This is a genomic window from Pseudoalteromonas prydzensis (assembly GCF_001661495.1).
GTDB lineage: Bacteria > Pseudomonadota > Gammaproteobacteria > Enterobacterales > Alteromonadaceae > Pseudoalteromonas > Pseudoalteromonas prydzensis.
In genome coordinates, this window is sequence record NZ_BDDT01000002.1 from 36,454 (window position 1) to 54,360 (window position 17,907).

Annotated in this window: 13 protein-coding genes; 6 read left to right on the top strand and 7 right to left on the bottom strand. The window is 42.1% G+C overall.

The window, feature by feature from the left end; genetic code table 11:
* Nucleotides 1-6: 6 nt before the first annotated feature.
* From A7968_RS04575 to coaBC, 3 genes are all read right to left on the bottom strand, one after another.
* Nucleotides 7-2,781, bottom strand: a complete 2,775-nt coding sequence (locus A7968_RS04575; RefSeq protein ID WP_064665418.1) for a S9 family peptidase — start codon at nucleotides 2,779-2,781, stop codon at nucleotides 7-9.
* Nucleotides 2,782-2,923: 142 nt separating this feature from the next.
* Complete coding sequence (gene slmA, locus A7968_RS04580; protein WP_064665419.1) at nucleotides 2,924-3,511, bottom strand: nucleoid occlusion factor SlmA; 588 nt, start codon at nucleotides 3,509-3,511, stop codon at nucleotides 2,924-2,926.
* A 115-nt stretch (nucleotides 3,512-3,626) separates the two neighbouring features.
* Complete coding sequence (coaBC, locus tag A7968_RS04585) at nucleotides 3,627-4,844, bottom strand: bifunctional phosphopantothenoylcysteine decarboxylase/phosphopantothenate--cysteine ligase CoaBC (RefSeq protein WP_193330409.1); 1,218 nt, start codon at nucleotides 4,842-4,844, stop codon at nucleotides 3,627-3,629.
* Nucleotides 4,845-4,998: 154 nt separating this feature from the next.
* Here coaBC and radC point away from each other — a divergent pair, with 154 nt between their 5' ends.
* The 3 genes from radC (at nucleotide 4,999) to rpmG (ending at nucleotide 6,353) form a co-directional block, all read left to right on the top strand.
* A complete protein-coding gene (radC, locus tag A7968_RS04590; RefSeq protein ID WP_064665420.1) occupies nucleotides 4,999-5,673 on the top strand; it encodes a RadC family protein in 675 nt (224 codons plus the stop codon).
* A 276-nt stretch (nucleotides 5,674-5,949) separates the two neighbouring features.
* On the top strand, nucleotides 5,950-6,186 hold the full coding sequence (gene rpmB / locus A7968_RS04595) for a 50S ribosomal protein L28 (RefSeq protein ID WP_016708423.1): 237 nt from the start codon (nucleotides 5,950-5,952) through the stop codon (nucleotides 6,184-6,186).
* An 11-nt stretch (nucleotides 6,187-6,197) separates the two neighbouring features.
* Entirely contained in the window at nucleotides 6,198-6,353 is a 156-nt protein-coding gene (rpmG, locus tag A7968_RS04600) for a 50S ribosomal protein L33 (protein ID WP_004335545.1), read from the top strand.
* Nucleotides 6,354-6,492: 139 nt separating this feature from the next.
* Here rpmG and A7968_RS04605 read toward each other — a convergent pair whose 3' ends face one another.
* Complete coding sequence (locus A7968_RS04605; protein ID WP_064665421.1) at nucleotides 6,493-7,461, bottom strand: class 1 fructose-bisphosphatase; 969 nt, start codon at nucleotides 7,459-7,461, stop codon at nucleotides 6,493-6,495.
* A gap of 162 nt (nucleotides 7,462-7,623) precedes the next feature.
* Between A7968_RS04605 and A7968_RS04610 the strand changes: the two genes are divergently transcribed.
* Together A7968_RS04610 and A7968_RS04615 are read left to right on the top strand one after the other, a co-directional pair.
* Nucleotides 7,624-10,053, top strand: a complete 2,430-nt coding sequence (locus A7968_RS04610) for a zinc-dependent metalloprotease (RefSeq protein ID WP_064665422.1) — start codon at nucleotides 7,624-7,626, stop codon at nucleotides 10,051-10,053.
* Between the two features lie 134 nt (nucleotides 10,054-10,187).
* The gene (locus A7968_RS04615) at nucleotides 10,188-10,961 is read left to right on the top strand and encodes a YggN family protein (protein WP_064665423.1); all 774 of its coding nucleotides are present in this window, start codon (nucleotides 10,188-10,190) and stop codon (nucleotides 10,959-10,961) included.
* An 81-nt stretch (nucleotides 10,962-11,042) separates the two neighbouring features.
* Here the strand turns inward: A7968_RS04615 and A7968_RS04620 are convergent, their stop codons facing one another.
* Together A7968_RS04620 and rsuA are read right to left on the bottom strand one after the other, a co-directional pair.
* Nucleotides 11,043-12,671 (bottom strand): methyl-accepting chemotaxis protein, encoded by a 1,629-nt coding sequence (locus A7968_RS04620; RefSeq protein WP_193330410.1) that lies wholly within the window; start codon nucleotides 12,669-12,671, stop codon nucleotides 11,043-11,045.
* A gap of 125 nt (nucleotides 12,672-12,796) precedes the next feature.
* The gene (gene rsuA / locus A7968_RS04625) at nucleotides 12,797-13,495 is read right to left on the bottom strand and encodes a 16S rRNA pseudouridine(516) synthase RsuA (protein ID WP_064665424.1); all 699 of its coding nucleotides are present in this window, start codon (nucleotides 13,493-13,495) and stop codon (nucleotides 12,797-12,799) included.
* Nucleotides 13,496-13,553: 58 nt separating this feature from the next.
* On the opposite strand from rsuA, the gene zapE reads away from it, so the two are divergent.
* Nucleotides 13,554-14,666, top strand: coding sequence for a cell division protein ZapE (gene zapE / locus A7968_RS04630; protein ID WP_064665425.1), 1,113 nt, complete (start codon nucleotides 13,554-13,556; stop codon nucleotides 14,664-14,666).
* Between the two features lie 117 nt (nucleotides 14,667-14,783).
* Here the strand turns inward: zapE and A7968_RS04635 are convergent, their stop codons facing one another.
* Nucleotides 14,784-17,810 carry a TonB-dependent receptor domain-containing protein gene (locus A7968_RS04635; protein ID WP_064665426.1) on the bottom strand — a complete coding sequence of 1,009 codons (3,027 nt, stop codon included), beginning with the start codon at nucleotides 17,808-17,810 and terminating at the stop codon, nucleotides 14,784-14,786.
* Nucleotides 17,811-17,907: the final 97 nt, after the last annotated feature.

Here is a 17,907-nt window from a genome sequence, read left to right on the forward strand (position 1 = left end):
TATAGCTTATTCTTCAACGAAAGCTTCGCCTTCAGTCATCCACTTAGCGGCTGGTTTGCCTTTTAAGTAGTGATCAAAGTACTGCATCATCCGAATTGAAAAATCCACTTGGTTCGGGAATTTCTTTAAGTGATGTGGTTCACCTTCGTACTGCAAGAATGTAGCGTCTTTACCTGCACGGCGCAGCGCTAAATAATATTGCACGCCTTCGTGCCATGGCACAGCATCATCTTTATCACCAAACATGATTAAAATCGGTGTATTTACTTTATCTGCAAAGAATACCGGTGAGTTTTCAATATATAGCTCTGGTGCTTCAAATAAGGTTTTACCGATACGGCTTTGTCCAGTTTCATACTGGAATTGACGCGCTAAGCCTGATTTTAAACGAATACCGCTGTAGGCACTGGTCATATTAGACACTGGTGCACCCGATACGACGGCTTTAAACATATCGGTTTGAGTGATCATAAAGGCACTTTGATAGCCCGCCCAAGAGTGACCTTGCAGGCCAATTTTATCAGGATCCGCAATACCTAAATCAATCAGCTTTTGCGTGGCATTGATCATGGTTTGGGTTGATGATTTACCAGGGTGACCGATTTCAAAACGAATATCTGGTAAGAAAATCGCATAGCCGTTTGAGGTAAACATAGGGAAGTTAGGGCGGTGGTTTAATTCCATTGCCGGGAAGTCATACATGCGTTGGCTCATATAACGGTAAAAGTACACGACTACTGGCACTTTATCGCCTTTTTTATAGCCCGCAGGTTTAATTAACACCCCTTGTAAGTCTTCACCATCAAAGCCTTTATAGCTAATGAGTTCAGGTTTTTGACCCCATGCAAAATCTTTCACTTGTGGGTTTAAATCAGTAACGCGTTTTGCTTTGTTAAAGCTAAAATCGCTTTGATAAAAATCAGGGAATTGCTGATATGTTTGCTCGGTAAATAAATATTTATCGGCGTGTTTCGCTTTTTTCACTACATCAAAGCGTTTTTTGCCGCTTAATACTTTACTAACAGAGTTATCGGCAAGATTAAGTTTAGCTATCTCTGTTTGTTTTTGCTGTAAGTTTGTAGCGCTTAGTAATAAAGTTTCATCTTGCTTGAAGCCAACTTGGTCTTTATCAAGTTTGATCACCCGATACTGGGTATTACTTGCTTTACCATTGGTTAAGCGGGTGGCTTTGAGGGTGTTAACGTCAAACGCCCAGATATCGTATTTGCTATAAACTAGCACTTGGCTACTGTCGTTTAGCCAACCTGCAACACCATACCCAGGTTGTGCAGATGGGTAGTCGTGTTTGTCATCAGCAAATGTGGCTTGAATAGCTTTAGTTAAAGTACTGACTTTATTGTTGCTTAAGTCTTTAAGCTGTACTTGGCTATCTTTAAAGTAAGTAGCGTATTGGCCATTTGGCGACAGGCTAGGTCTAAACGGGTAGTCATTGACAATCGTTTTCCGCTCGCCACTTTGTACATTTACCGAATAATAGTCAGCAAAAAAACCACCGTACATAATGCGCTCAAGATAAGGTAGGTTCGATGAGCCAAGAAGTGCGGTGCGGTTGTTGGTGTTAAGCGCCAAGTCTGGCATGCTAGTGTTGCTTAGCTGCGCAATTTGCTTACCATTAAGGTGATAAACGGCTTGATAATGGCGATTCTTGTTGGTTTCGTTCCATTGTTGTTGTTCGCGGGGTTTAATTTCGGCATCGTTGTTATGCCAAACATTAAGGCCTTTTTGCTCGCGTATTGTATCGTAATCAAACAATGAGGCTTGATCCGTGTATTTTTTTTCTTTAACTTTTGCCGCTAATTTAGGGTGATTCTCAAAGTATAAACGTTCGCCATCTTCAGACCATTCTAGTGCCGCCGTTTTGCCGATAGTCCAGCTTTTTTCAGGCGAGCTAATGTCTGTAAGTTGTTCGTTTTGCCATAGCTTTAATTGGTAGTCACGACGACGCTTATCGTCATTCACATAATTACCAAGTGTAAATGCGGCAATGTTTTTAGTTGGATGCCAAGCTATTTTATTTGCCACAACCCCAGGCTCATCAATTAATACACTTGTTGCAAAGGTATTATTTAATGTAATTAACGCAACTTGGTTATCGCTGCCATCAGGGTAGCTTTGGCTAACAAGCAGCTCGTTAGCTGTGCTATTAAAAGCATAACTAAACACACTGTTTATTGTATGGGTGGTTTTATCTTTTAAATTTACTACGACTAAGTCAAATACTTTGTCTTTTTTATCTGGTTTGATTTCGCTGGATTTATCTGTGTTCTTAGCGTCATCGCTATCTGTACTTGCATCGTCTTTATCGGCTTTTTTATCTAGGCGATACGCTAACCAGTTACCATCATCAGTAAGTTGATAGTCTTTAACGTGTTCAAAAAGCTGTTGCTCGGCGGTGGCTGTATTAACTAAAACCAAATTATTTTTAAGGGTGTCTTTGTTTTTACTGGTTTCTTTTTCAAGCAAAGTAGGGACCTGAGTAAAGGCTACCCAGTTGGCTGCTTTATTGATGGTAGGTTTAGTGCCGCGCTCAATTTCGGCAAGCAGTTTATTACTGTTTAAAGTATAAACTTGGCCTGTTGCATCGCCGCGATATGGTGTGGCACTAAAACTGAGTATTTCGCCATTTTCAGATAATTGTGTTGCTTTAGCGGTTTTAAAGTCGAATACATTTTTAAATTGTAGCGCATCTTTTGCATGGCTTGCTGCGCTACTAAGGCTTGCAACGAGGGCAAGGCTCAGTAAGGAAAGTTGGGCTTTCATTATTTATTCTCTTGTTATTTAATCACCCCCATCATAACGGGTTTGTTAAACAATTCGAGTAGAAACGATAAGCGGTCGAAAATCGAGGGTGAACTAAACCTTGCGAAGAAATTCGCAAGGCTGATGATTTTAGACTTAGGTGTTAAAGCCAGATCTTCTGCAGCTCAAGCCACTGCTTTTCAAACTGTGCGCTCGGCTTGGCTTTAAAGTCACTGCGTACGAATTGATTCATTTTGCCTTCGATATAGGCAAGTAAAAAGTTGGCTATGGTTAGTTCATCACTTTGAAAGGTTTTACCTTCGCGCAGCTTTCGCTCACGTAGTACTTGTTTTAGCTGAGTTTCAAGCTTTTCAAACAAACCTTGTACACGCTCACGTAAACGTTCTTGTTCACCTTGTAGGGCGTCACCTGTTAAAATGCGGGTGATGCCCGGGTTTTTTTCGGCGAAGGCTAATAGTAATAATAAAATGTTATAGATACGGCTCTGCGTCTCTTTTTCATTTTCAAGAATCAAGTTAATACGCGAAAGTAATGTGTCTTCAATAAATTCTATTAAGCCTTCAAACATCCGTGCTTTACTAGGAAAATGACGATATAGCGCTGCTTCAGATACGCCCACTTCAGCAGCTAATTTTGCTGTTGTAATACGTTGACCTGGGCTGGTTTCTAACATCTGTGCGAGTGCTTGTAGTATTTGCTCTTTGCGATTACTTCTTTTTGTCGCAGGCATGAACATTCCTTTCTTTTATAATAATTTACTTAGCTTTTGTGGTTGAATACCACTCACTTTTTAAACAAGCGATTAAGGCTATGTTAATGTTTTATTCAGCTTCTTGCCAGCCTTTTTACAACCGTTTCGCAAGCTCAGTCATTACACTCAGCGCTAGTGCGCTTTTGGTATCAATAGCTAATTCTTTTTGCTTATTGTGCCAGAATAATGTTAAAGCATTATGATCTGAATTAAAGCCAAGGCCATTTTGTGAAACATCATTAGCGCAGATCATATCTAAGTTTTTATTTGCCAGTTTACCTTTGGCGTAACTGGCAACGTCTTGTGTTTCAGCGGCAAAGCCTACGGTATATGGACGTCCTTCAGTTAGGTTGGCAACGGCTGCAATCACATCTGGATTTTTTACTAATGTAAGAGTTAGCTCATCGCCTTGTTTTTTCATTTTTTGCTCAGCAACGGCAGCAGCGCGGTAGTCAGCAACGGCGGCACAGCCAATAAAGGCATCTGATTGAGGGGCAAAAATAAGGGCTTGTTCAAGTAATTGCTCAGCACTTTCTATTTTTATAAGGTTAGCCCCAGCCGGTGCGGCGATTGTCACAGGGCCTGAAATTAAATTAACTTTAGCGCCTAATGATAAGGCTGCTTGCGCTAACGCGTAGCCCATTTTTCCTGAGCTGTGATTCGAGATAAAACGTACTGGATCGAGCGCTTCGCGAGTTGGCCCTGCGGTTATTGTAATGGTTTTACCCGCCAGCAGCTGTGGCTGTGCAGGTTGTGTGCATAAAGCAACCAGTTCATGGGGTTCTAACATACGTCCTGCGCCTACATCGCCACAGGCTTGCTCGCCTTTTCCTGGGCCCCAAATCACAATATCGCGCTGCGCTAAAGTTGCTAAATTAGCTTGTGTAGCTGGGTGAGCATACATTTGCTGATTCATCGCTGGCGCAACGGCTACTTTAGCTGGTGTGGCTAATAACAAGGTAGTGAGTAAGTCATCGGCAATGCCTGCGGCCATTTTAGCAATTATGTTGCTGGTGGCTGGTGCTACTAAAATTAAATCAGCCCATTTTGCAAATTCAATATGGCCCATAGCGGCTTCAGCAGAGGGGTCGAGCAAAGAGTCTGATACCATTTCACCACTGACCGCTTGCATGGTAAGTGGAGTAATGAAATGTTTGGCTGATTCAGTCATCACTACTTTGACATCACAACCGTGGTCTTTTAAACGCCTAACTAGTTCGGCACATTTATAAGCGGCAATACCACCACTGATCCCCAGTACAATTTTTTTATTTGCTAGTTCTGTAGGTAAATTGGTCATTAACTTTGTCATACTCTGCTGAAACTCTTTGTCGATATGCGCTAACGATAGCAAATCTTTGTGCTGCGGACGAAGTTTTAATAGGGAATTTTATTGGAAGTTAACAGGCGAAATTTTATTTTTGCATTACAGTTAGAAGATAAGATTACTTTTCAGGGACGAAATAATGCAATTGACCTCTTTACCAACTAGCCAGCGGCCACGCGAAAAGTTATTAGCCAAAGGGGCTAAGTCGTTAAGTGATGCTGAGTTATTAGCCATATTTTTGCGCACCGGTTTGCCAGGTATGAATGTTGTTGAGCTTGCGCAGCATTTGATGACACAAAATCGAACCTTACATAATTTATTTAATGCATCCCTTGATGATTTTTGCGCACAAAAAGGCTTAGGGACAGCCAAGTTTGTACAATTACAAGCTGTGCTGGAGTTGAGTCGTCGCTATATGATGGAACAATGTCAGCGGGATGCCGTATTTAATTCCCCCCAATCAGTGTATGACTATTTAACCCTTGAACTGCGTGGGTTACAGCAAGAAGTGTTTATGGTGTTGTACTTAGATAGTCAGAATCGCTTAATAAAAGAGGAAACGCTTTTTTACGGCACAATTAACGCCGCATCAGTTTATCCGCGTGAAGTACTCAAGGCTGCATTGAAAAATAATGCGGCGGCGCTAATTTTGGCACATAATCATCCCTCCGGAATTGCTGAACCTAGTCAAGCTGACAAATTAATTACCACTAAATTACAGCAAGCTTTACAATTAGTTGATATAAATATTTTAGATCACATCATTGTTGGCGGCGATAATTGCGTTTCGTTCGCAGAACGAGGCTTGATTTAAGTGCATTCAAATCACTAAGCGTGTTAAAAATGAGCGGTTTAGCACTTATTTGCAAATTAGTTTAATTTAAATGCAGTTTTTGCTTTCCCTAAGGGCATTCGATCTTTATAATTAGCCGCTATCAAATTTACACATGAGCTGATTGGATTAGATCAATCACTTGATCTTTGCCTGTATAAGCTGTATAAAGAGCGCCCTTCGATTTATCCCTGGGGCACAAAATACATAGCCTAGGGGAAAATTAAGCTCGAGCGAAGTTATTGGAGATATATAGACATGTCTAAAGTATGTCAAGTTACAGGTAAGCGTCCTGCGGTTGGTAATCACCGTTCACACGCGAGAAACGCGACTAGACGTCGTTTCCTACCTAACCTACAAACACACCGTTTTTGGGTTGAAAGTGAAAAACGTTTTGTAACATTACGCACTACTACTAAAGGTATGCGTATTATCGATAAAAAAGGCATCGACACGGTTCTTACTGAAATCCGTGCTCGCGGCGAAAAAGTTTAAGGACCTGAGTCATGCGTGATAAGATCCGTTTAGTTTCTACAGCTGGTACTGGTTTTTTCTACACTACCGACAAGAACAAGCGTAACATGCCGGAAAAAATGGAAATCAAAAAGTTTGATCCAAAAATCCGTAAACATGTTCTTTTCAAAGAAGCTAAAATCAAGTAATTTTAGTTTTCTATGAATATCAAAAACCCAGCCTAGGCTGGGTTTTTTGTTTTAAATTGGCCGTCAGTCTCGAGCTTCAGATATAAAAAAACCTTGCAGGCAAAACCCACAAGGTTATATTTTCACAGCTTACAGCTAGTTACTTATGATATCCCAAACAAGTCTCTACTTCGTTTTTCGAACCTAAAATCACTGCTACCCGTTGATGAATGGCATCAGGTTGAATGTCCATAATGCGATCAGTACCAGTTGATGCAATACCGCCGGCTTGTTCGATTAGCATCGCCATTGGGTTAGCTTCGTAAAGTAGGCGCAGTTTATTTGGTTTGTTTGGATCTTTAGTGTCGGTAGGGTAGGTAAAAATACCACCGCGACATAATACACGATGCACATCGCCGACCATGGCGGCAATCCAGCGCATGTTGAAGTTACGCGCTCGTGGGCCTGTGTCACCAGCGATTAAGTCATTAATGTAGTTTTGCATCGCCGGTTGCCAGTGGCGTTGATTTGACGCATTGATGGCATATTCGTTGGTATCAACAGGCACTTGGGCAAAATCTTGGGTTAGTAAAAAGGTGCCGTGCGTTTTATCTAGTGTAAAGAAGCGTGTGCCTTTACCTGTGGTTAGCGCAAGTACAGTTGATGGGCCATATAAAACATACCCCGCCGCAACTTGGTTTTTACCCGGCTGCATAAAGATACTTTGATCTGCTGGATCAGAGCCTTCAGGCGCTTCCATGATAGAGAAAATCGTGCCGACCAATGAATTGATGTCTGTGTTTGACGAGCCATCTAATGGGTCAAAAGCCACGATATATTTAGCGTCTGGGTTACCGGCAACAGTGTAATCTTCTTCTTCTGAGGCGATGGCTTTTACGTAGCCTGATTCCAGTAATATATCTTTTAACAGTTGGTTAGTTAGCACGTCGAGTTTCTTTTGTGTCTCGCCTTGGATGTTTTCATCAAGTGTGGAACCGAGTACACCCGATAGGGCACCTTGGCCTACGCGAAAAGAAATTTCCTTACAAGCTGCTAAAACTGTTCGGATCAATGAGATTAGTTCTCTTGGGCAACCGTCTTCAAGTAATACTGGAGGTAGTCTACGCATTCTATTTTCCTGATAACGTTCTGAGCTGAAATGATCATAAGGGTGAGAGGGATCATTAAAGCAAGCGCTGAATTTCGTCTTAAATAACTGTATTTTAGGTGCAATATCCTATACTGGAGACACCTTGAAAGTATTTAAAACGCGAATAACAAAGATAAGATTATGCAAAAAATACCATCGATACGTTACATACTCTTTACTGTGTTGCTGACTATGATAACCCAAGCGCACGCAGCAATTAAGTCTATTAATGATTTTACTGAACAAATGAATCATTTTCCGGGCTATTTTTCTTTTTATTATGATACTCAAAATGGCAAAATCTACTTAAAAGTAGATAAACTCGAACAGCAGTTTCTATTGCAGCAAAGCCTACCTTATGGAGTTGGCTCAAATGATATTGGTCTTGACCGTGGTCAATTGGGTAATACGCATTTAGTGCAGTTTGAACGCTTTGGTGACAAAGTGATGCTGCGAGCAATTAATACTTATTACCGCGCAAATACGACCAATAAAGCAGAGCAAAAAAGTATTCAAGAAGCGTTTGCTTCAAGTATTTTAGCGGGCTTTAAAGTGGTGGCACAAAGCCCGCAAGCCGTACTGATTGATTACACGCCGTATTTATTAAGTGATGTGCATGGCGTGAGCCGAACGTTAGCTGCACGTAAGCAAGGTAGCTTTAGTCTTGATGAAAGTCGCAGTGCGGTAAATATGGACCGCTCTAAAGCCTTTATGAAAAACACCGAATTGGAAGCGGTATTGACCTTTAACGGTAGTCAACCTGGTGAATATATTCGTCAAGTTAGTGCAGATCCTTATGCGTTAACTGTGCATATGCATCACTCTTTAATTGAATTACCTGATGGCAATTACACACCTCGGGCATTTCACCCGCAATCAGGTTATTGGAGTATTGAACATAAGGATTATGCTGCGCCATTAGATCAGTCTATGTCGGTACGTTATATCCCGCGTCATCGCCTTAGTAAAAAAGACCCAAGCTTACCAATTAGTGAACCGATTGAACCTATTACCTATTATTTAGATCCTGGCGTACCAGAGCCGGTAAAAACAGCATTACTCGAGGGGGCAAAATGGTGGGATGATGCCTTTGCTCAAGCTGGTTATAAAAATGCTTTTATTGTTAAAGTATTACCAGATAACGCAGATCCTATGGATATTCGTTATAACGTGATCCAATGGGTGCATCGTGCAACCCGTGGTTGGTCATACGGAAGTTCAGTGATTGACCCGCGTACGGGTGAGATTTTAAAAGGCCATGTGACCTTAGGCTCACTGCGTGTCCGCCAAGATATTTTAATTGCCGAAGCGCTAGCCGCTCCTTATTTACAAGGCAATGAAGTTGCTAAAACGTTGCAGGCGATGGCGCTTGATCGTATTCGTCAGTTAAGCGCCCATGAAATTGGCCACACTCTTGGTATTGCGCATAACTTCTCAGCGTCAGTAGCAGATCGTGCTTCTGTGATGGATTACCCGCACCCATTAGTGGGCTTTAATGACAAAGGAAAGCTGGATGTTAGCCGTGGTTATGCGCATGGCATGGGGCAATGGGACAACCAAGTGATCAAGTATGGTTACAGTGATTTTACTAATCTTGATGAAGCTGCCGAACTTGCTGCAATTTTAGCTGATAACCAAGCCAAAGGACTGGAGTTTATTTCCGACAGTGACGCACGCGCTGCTGGTGGGGCGCATCCAACCGCTCACTTATGGGATAACGGTAGCTCTGCAAGCGAAGAGCTGTTAAGGGTGCTTAAAGTAAGACAACAAGCATTGGCTAATTTTGGCATTAACAATATCAAGTTTGGTACTTCTTTATCGCAGCTTGAAGAAATGTTAGTACCACTGTATTTATTTCATCGTTATCAAGTTGAATCAGCAGTAAAACTGATAGCAGGTGTTGATTATGATTACGAAGTGCGTGGGGAAGGCGCTGTCAAAGGTGCACAAGTGGTCGCTAAACAAACTCAACAGCAAGCACTCAATGCGCTATTAACGACTTTAAATGCCGACAACTTGGTGCTACCAGAGTCAGTCTTAGCGTTAATTCCGCCGAAAGCGTATGGCGAATCGAAAAGCCGAGAAAGTGTTGTTGGCCGCACTGGGCTTACCCTTGATGCAATGGCGCTGCCTGAAGTCGCTGCACAGCATAGTTTGGGGTTATTACTAAATAGCCAGCGGTTAAACCGTTTAGCGCAACAGCAAGCGCGTAGCGAGGCATTTTTTAGCTTGGATGAACTGCTTGAAAAAGTATATCAGCAGGTGTTTTTGAGCCAAAGTAAAAAGGGCATGGCAGGGAAGATCAAGCAACGAGTGCAATTACTTACCGCTAAGCAATTTGCTGACTTAGTGGCCAGTGATAAAGTGGCTCCAGAAGTGCAAGCTCAGTTGCGTTATTACTTAACAAAACTTGCTAAGGCCTATCAACAAGAATCGCTACTTAGCAGTGCGGATGTTGGCGAAAGCGCTTTTAAGCAATACTTAGCTGATCAAGTTAAACAATTCTTAACAACGGGTAATTGGCCTACAAACTTTAAAGCATTACCAATCCCTCCGGGCTCACCTATTTAAATGTAGGCGCGGGTTTATCCCGCGTACTTGAGGCATCCAGGCGCGATGTAAAACCGCGCTTACCATTTTTCTTGCATAAAACTGGTTTTTTGTTAACCTAGCCGCCTTCCATTTTTAGTCTTTTTGAGGTGTTTATGGCGTTTTTATCTCGTTCAATATTGGCGATGTCCATAGCACTATCAAGCTTTCATGTCTGCGCTAAAGCCGTGTGCGAAGTTGAACTAGGACATGGTTTGATCATCACCGATGATGTCATTCGTATTGTTGATAAAGGCCAAACACGTGTGCAAATCAACAACGATAATCAATTGTTTATTCGCGGTTATTGGATCGATTTGAGCCCTGAAGAAAGCCAAGTGTTAATGCAGTTTAGTGCGGGTATTCGCGATACTGTGCCGGAGCTGGTGGAGCTGGCAACTGATGGCGTGAATCTTGGTTTGAGTGCCATAGAGCAAGTTGTTGAAGGCATGTCAGACAAAGAGCCTGAAGTGCTGAAAACACAACTGCAATATGTTGAACGTGCGTTAATGGACAAGTTTAAACGTGGTGATGACTTCTTTTTTATCGCGCCACAATCGCTTTCAAAGATTGATGATTTTTTTACAGAAGAGATCAGCAAAAAAATTCACTCTGCCGTGCACGGCTCTCTAGGTGCTATTTTAGTGTCCCTTGGCGATGCGTTTAAATCCCGTGAAGGTAATATCGAAGATCGCATCAATGACATGGGGCTGCGCATGGATATTATTTCTAAAGAAATCGATAAGTCACTACAGAAGAAAGCCCAACAATTAGAGCTTAAAGCGTCAGAATACTGCGAATGCTTAAACTCACTGGATGTCACCGAATCGCGATTACAAATGATCGTGCCAAGTATGGCTGACTTTGATCTGGTGCAGATTAAATCTTAGGTTAATTTGTACCGTTGATAAAAAGCTAGATATATAAAAAACCCGCAGGCGATGCGGGTTTTTTGTTGTGTGAATAACCGATTAAGAACTAAATTTGTCTGTTTCAGTCTCTAGGTTGTTGGTTAAGCCTTTAATTAAGTCTGTTGCAGCATGGGCTTGATGTGATACATCAGCGGTTTGTGACGCGGTATCAGAGATGGTCACAATACGTCTTGCGGTATCTTCTCCGGCATCCAGTTGTTCTTTGGCTGCAATCGCTATTTGATGGCTCATTTGAGCAATCGCACTGAGCGATGAAGCAACACGTTGCAGCTCTTCGCTGGCATCTTTAGACTTAGCAACGGTTTGTTCACTGGTAGTAATACTTAAATTTACCGATGTTTTAGCATCTTTGGTCGCAGATTGTAACTTACCTATCATAGTGCGAATTTCTTCAGTGCTGGTTTGCGTACGTTGCGCTAGTTGACGTACTTCATCAGCAACTACCGCGAAGCCTCGCCCTTGCTCCCCAGCACGGGCTGCCTCAATCGCGGCATTGAGTGCCAAGAGATTAGTTTGCTCGGCAATACTTTGAATCACACTTAACACATTTGCGATATTATTTACTTCATCATCAAGGAGTTGGATGTTATTACCAGCGCTGTCAATTTGTTGCTCTAAAAGAGCAATGGTATCTGCTGCCTCCGTTGTCAAATGGTTTGCACTTTGGCCTTGGCGTTCAGCTTCTTGCACTGAGTAAGCGGCTTGCTCGGCATGTTCAACAACGGTTTGTGCGGATGCGGTTAACTCTGTGATAGCTGATGCGACCATGTGGGTTTCTTCATTCAAGCTGCGCGTTAGTTTATCCAGCTCCGTAGAGCGTGATTCGTTATCGAGGCTTTGATTTTTTAAGCTGTCAGTGACATCTTTAATGCCGCCAACTACGCCACGCAAGCCTTGTTGCATATAGTGCATAGCGGCAATAATACTTTCTGGTTGGGCATCGGTGCGGATCTGTGAATTGAGATTGCCGCGTGAAACTTGCTTAACAATATCAATAACTTCATTTACTTCACCGCCTAATGCGTTACTGAGTGAAATACCAAAACGCGCAATTGCAGCAGTTAAAGCAAGTGCAATAATAAGTGACAAACCTACTAACCACTTAGCGGTATTCCAGTAACGCTCATCCACTTCTTTTTCACTGATCCCGGTGCCCACATACCAGCCAAAGTACGGGGTTTTTTGTACTACAGAAGTTAAATCAACGGTTTCACCGTCGCGCACTGAATCCCAGTGATAGGTAATAATTTTATTGGTTTGGCTGCCAACTAACTGTTCAACCATACGGCCAATACTATTACCACTGGCATCTTTAAAATCATTAAAGCTGGTGTTATGCAGCTGCGGATCGTGTGGGGTGGCAATAAAGTCGAGCTTGTCATTAACGACATAGACATACTCGCTGTCGTGGTATTTATTTTCACGCAACATTTGGGTGGCAAATTCGCGCGCTTGTTGTTCACTTAACTGGCCATTTTTTGCGAGTAATTCAAACTGCTCAACAATATTAGCAGTGCTTTTCATCAGCTGATTGATACGAGCGATATTATCGTTTTCACTGGCGTGACGAAGAGATTGTAAACCCAGTAATGCAATAGCATTAAGTGCTATAAACATCGCTCCAGCAAACAAGATTATTTTAGTTCTTAATGCTAAACCTGACAGCACATTGCGCCCCTTATTATTTTTATTGACCTTAAATTTCTACCATGTTTATCGGCTAGATGTTAGTTTTAATTAATAATAATAAGGGATTTTGACGTGACTTTTACTCAAGTTTCCCTTTTCGATCGCTAAAGCGTGATCTCTGCGGCGCTTAAAAGTCGATATTCGCCACTGCTAAGAGTGCCATCAAGTTCAATATTTGCTATTTTTTCTCTATGCAATTCAACTACTTTATTTCCAACCGCAGCGAGCATACGTTTGACTTGGTGATATTTACCTTCACAAATTGATAACCGTAAGCTGTAAGTGGCCAGTTGCTCTGCGATTGCCGGGCGAGTTAGCTCTTTTTCGTTATGTAATTGCACACCTTGGCGCAGTTGTTCTAGTGCCTCATCAGTGAGTGCTTCTTGTGTTTCAACTAAGTAGGTTTTAAATTTATTGTGTTTAGGTGAGGTGATCTTATGCGACCAATCGCCATCATTAGTGATTAAGACCAGCCCTGTGGTATCCAGATCTAGACGCCCTGCAACATGAAAATCACTCATGTTAGGTTCGTCCAGTAATTCAAATACGGTGGGATGTAAATCATCACTATTGGCGCACACATAGCCAACTGGTTTATTGAGCATGTAATAGCGCTTTCCTAAAAATGCCAAAGAGTTACCTTGGAAAACAATAGCATCAGCGGCTGTAATTTGATGATCATAAGCGGTGATCACTTCGCCATTTACTGTTGCCTCTTTGCGTTTAATGCCCGCTCTGGCCTTAGTGCGCGGTATTTCAGCTAAATGGCTAATAAATTTATCTAAGCGGCAAGGGAATTTCATTGGGTTCACATTTTTAGTCAGCTACAATGGTGGCGAGTATAACCAATCAGTACAGTCTATGACAGTGCCAAGCGGGCAAATATTACAGCATTATTATACGCAAATTAATTGTGGCAAACTTCAGCACGATGATGCCCAACTTAATGCTGTAAAGGCGCTTGATGAACTTGCTCAAGCGCTACAACGGCCACAAGTTTGGTGGCGTAAGTCGGTGAGTCCGCGCGGTATCTATTTATATGGTCCAGTAGGGCGGGGTAAATCGATGCTAATGGACTCGTTCTATGAGCGTGTCGCAATTGAGCAAAAAACACGATTGCATTTTCATCATTTTATTGCGCAAGTTCACACCCGATTAGGACAATTACAAGGCTTACAAAATCCCCTAGAGCAAATAGCCCGAGAGTGGTCAAAAACATTAAAGCTTATTTGTTTTGATGAGTTTTTTGTCTCTGATATTGGTGATGCGATGATCATGGCTGGGCTGTTTAAGGCGCTATTTGCCAAAGGGGTGGTATTAGTGGCTACGTCAAATTGCCAGCCAGATCAGCTTTATTATAACGGTTTACAGCGCGCGCGATTTTTACCCACCATCGAATTATTAAAAACTCATTGCCATATTATTAATATTGCAGGCGTTGTTGATCACCGTTTTCGATTTGGCAAGCATGCAACTTATTACTTTAATAGCGCTGTTGAAAACCAGTTACACAGCAATTTTTTAGCTTTTGCAGATCAACTACTCACAGCTAAGCGCGTGACTATTTGTGGCCGTAACATTGCATGTCTACAACGCAGTAATAATGCCATTATGTTCGATTTTATGGCGCTGTGCTCAGGCCCGCGCAGCACCGCAGATTACATTTATTTAGCGCAGCATTACCAACGCATTTATGTGTGTGATATTCCAGTAATGGGGTTGGCTGCGACGGGAAAACAAATAGTGCATGGTATTGAAGACAGTTATCAACGTGAACATCAAGACTTACAAGAGCATACACTTGATGATGAAGCGCGCCGCTTTATTGCGCTGGTAGATGAGTTTTACGATCGTGGCAAGCTGTTGGTGCTAAGTAGCGAGGTAGGAATTGCTGATTTATATCAAGGGAAAAAGTTAGCCTTTGAATATGCGCGTACAGAATCACGATTAATTGAAATGCAAAATTGGCGTTAGCCTTTTTTAAACTAAAAAAGGCACGCTCTTGCGAGACGTGCCTTTGACAACAACCTAGTAGGAATAGAGCTAACGAATGAGAATGCTTCGTTAGCAATAAATTTTAGACGCTATCATTTAAAAACTATATTGCGCACCTAAGTACACATAACGACCTGCGCCACCGCCGTATCCACTGTAGTAGTTGCCGTTGCCGCTTGGGTAGAATGCCCCTTGATTGTTAAAAATATTATTAACGCCGCCGAATACACGTAAATCACTTTTTGGCGTTAATGCCATTGTGTATGAGGCTGATAGGCTATGTTTTATGTATGACCCGTAGTCTTGATAAGCTAGAGGCTCAGGGTTAGTAATACAGTCTGCTTGTGCAGCAGCACAGTTTTCATCGTTGTCTGCCACAGCCAATAGGTAGTCTTTCTCGTCTTGCTGATCTGCTTTAAAAGAGCCCAAGAAGTTCGTGCGCCAACGAATACGTAGATCATCTAAGCTCCACGCAATAGACATTGCAGCTTTATCTTTACTGCGGCCATATCCAGCATATTGAGTTACAACATCGTTACCATCTAAACCTTCATAAGTTTGTGAGTTTTCAATAACGTGGTTGTAATCAAGTTTTAACGCGACGTTACCATAGCTACCTAGCTCAAAGTCATAGGTAGCAACTACGTCATAACCACGGGCTGTTAACTCATCTAAGTTATATTCGCGTTGGAGAATTTTGATGATGTTACCTTCGTTATTACGGGTAATATCATTACAGAACTCATTGTCACTGCCCCACGCTGCTTCTGAGTCGTAACACTCACGCATTATGTTTTCGTTACTGATCTCGTCAATGGCATCCACGATAGCAATGTCGTAGTAATCTACCGCAAGGTTAAAGCCTTGGAAGAACTCTGGAGATAATGTCACCCCAAAGGTGTAGGTATCAGCGGTTTCTTCTTTAAGATTTGGATTACCAGTGCCCGGTGAATAGTTGTTATCTTCACTGTCGAATACGAAATCTGGATTTTCAGCTAGTTGTTTAGCCAAGGTTGGCTCTAAACGGCAATTAGCGTGACCCGGTTTAGTTGAAGTGGCAGTTAAGCCATCACAAATGTCATCATATGAATCGAAGTCTCCACGTGGTGGTGACATTAATTCAGTGATAGTTGGTGCGCGCTGCGCACGAGCATAATTAGCTCGTACCATATAGCCATCAATTGGTTGCCATAGCAAACCCAGTTTATAGCTGGCTACCGTGTTAACGTTCTCCATACTGTAATTTGCTAAACGTAAAGAGGTTTCAGCAGATAAGCTTTTTGCCAATGGCGCATCTTGTAAAAGAGGGATCGCTAGCTCTGCAAAAGCTTCATAAACTTCAACTTCACCATAAAATGAAGGAACCACGTTAAACGTAATGCCACCGACTTTCATATCATCACTCGTGTCTAGACTTTGGGTGTCCTTACGGTATTCAGCACCAAATACAGCAGACACATTACCTGCTGGCAACTCAAATAAATCGCCGGTGATGTAACCCATCACTGTGTATTGCTGAATTTTAGTATCAATAATTGGATTGGCACGGATCCAATTGGCCATATCAGGTGTGATAGAGCCTTCACCGAATAAATTAATAGGTACACAGCCTGCAGCACGTGCAGCGTCATCAATACATTGAATAGTTCCATCAGCTAACTTTTCAGCTTGTAATGCTTGATTTAGGTTAACTACATTTAACTCGTTACTACGAATTTGGTGTTGCTTGAACTGTCCGTAACCAGCTGATACATCCCAATCCCATTGGTGGTCAAACATAGTACCTTGTAAGCCTGCCCAAGTACGAATGGTAGTACGGTCATTATCAGTGCTGATATTACCCACTTCGCCAAAGCGACGATCCCAATAAATGCGATCTTTGTACGGGTTTGCATCTAAAATTTGTTGCGGTACATAAGGATTATCAATTGGGATGTAACCTGGTGCTATATCTGCAATCGGATCGCCTGTTACAGCGTCATAGCGAGGAACATATGCACCTTCATATTCATCTTCAGGAGATTTATCGTTGAATGAGCCACTTTTACTGTATTGCAGTTGAAAGTAACTCATGATGTCGTCAGTGACATCAAAATCGATTTTTACAGCCGTTGAAAAGTTATCACTGGGTACTTCCAGCATTACATACTGGTTGGAGTTAATCCCGTATATTTCCTCGTTCCCTTTCCAATCATCACGTAGTGTTTGGCCGTCATACCAAAATTGAGTGTCGTTATTGCTATTTTCTAAAAAAACGCCACCTAAAGTACCATCGCTTTTACTCACCCAATCAGCTTGAGTAATATCTCGCATACATTGCGGGCCGCTTGCGGTCACCATTTGGTTGCACATTAAGTCGTTATTATAACTATGTGCCGCTTCTATTTTTGCACGGTCACGATCATAGTAGCTAATGCCAAAATCACGATCCCAGTTTGCACTAAAAAACACATAGCCTTTATTATCAGCAAATGAATCACCGTAATTTAAATCTAAGGTAAACTCTTTACCTCCGCCTTCGGTCGTTTGCCCACCACGTGCTTGAAAATCAAAACCTTCTTTCTTAGATTGGGTGATGATATTAACCACACCTGCTACGGCATCGGCGCCATAAGTTGCTGATGCGCCACCGCTGATGATTTCAACGCGCTCAACCATACCGCTTGGAATAGTATTTAAACTGACATAGTTACCGCCGTAACTATTAGATACCACGCGACGCCCATCAATAAGAGTTAGAGTACGATTGGCACCTAAATCACGTAGCTGCACCGTTGAAAGCCCTGTGCCAGAAATGCTTGATTGACTTGTATTATTACCAATACTTTGACTTAGTGCTGGCATGTTATCGACCAGTACATCAGATAGGTTACCTAGACCCGTATCTTGAATTGCAGAGCGATCCATGGTGACTAGCGGTGTAGCAACGGAAAAACTATCGCGCTTTAGGCGTGAACCAGTTACCACGATTTTTTCAGGCGCTTCTTGCTTAGCTTCGTTTACTGTTGTTTGGTTAGGCGTTAGTTGGCGTTCAATTTGAGCATTGTTTGCTAATGATTGGCCTGAAAAACTTGCTGTGATCGCCAGTGCTAGTGCGCATTTTCTTGTTGATATTTTGCTCACAGATTTCCCTTATATTTTTAATATTATAAAGCTAATGCATTAGCCACGTTTGACGGGCAGTTCAAACGACTTCGACTAATGCATCAGCGGATGGGTT

Bases quoted from the DNA above. Each gene is read 5' to 3' on its own strand.
- zapE (WP_064665425.1), top strand. From the start codon at position 13,554: ATGACAGTGCCAAGCGGGCAAATATTACAGCATTATTATACGCAAATT.
- rsuA (WP_064665424.1), bottom strand. From the start codon at position 13,495: ATGAAATTCCCTTGCCGCTTAGATAAATTTATTAGCCATTTAGCTGAA.
- rpmG (WP_004335545.1), top strand. From the start codon at position 6,198: ATGCGTGATAAGATCCGTTTAGTTTCTACAGCTGGTACTGGTTTTTTC.
- slmA (WP_064665419.1), bottom strand. From the start codon at position 3,511: ATGCCTGCGACAAAAAGAAGTAATCGCAAAGAGCAAATACTACAAGCA.
- A7968_RS04610 (WP_064665422.1), top strand. From the start codon at position 7,624: ATGCAAAAAATACCATCGATACGTTACATACTCTTTACTGTGTTGCTG.
- coaBC (WP_193330409.1), bottom strand. From the start codon at position 4,844: ATGACAAAGTTAATGACCAATTTACCTACAGAACTAGCAAATAAAAAA.
- A7968_RS04615 (WP_064665423.1), top strand. From the start codon at position 10,188: ATGGCGTTTTTATCTCGTTCAATATTGGCGATGTCCATAGCACTATCA.
- A7968_RS04575 (WP_064665418.1), bottom strand. From the start codon at position 2,781: ATGAAAGCCCAACTTTCCTTACTGAGCCTTGCCCTCGTTGCAAGCCTT.
- A7968_RS04605 (WP_064665421.1), bottom strand. From the start codon at position 7,461: ATGCGTAGACTACCTCCAGTATTACTTGAAGACGGTTGCCCAAGAGAA.
- radC (WP_064665420.1), top strand. From the start codon at position 4,999: ATGCAATTGACCTCTTTACCAACTAGCCAGCGGCCACGCGAAAAGTTA.
- rpmB (WP_016708423.1), top strand. From the start codon at position 5,950: ATGTCTAAAGTATGTCAAGTTACAGGTAAGCGTCCTGCGGTTGGTAAT.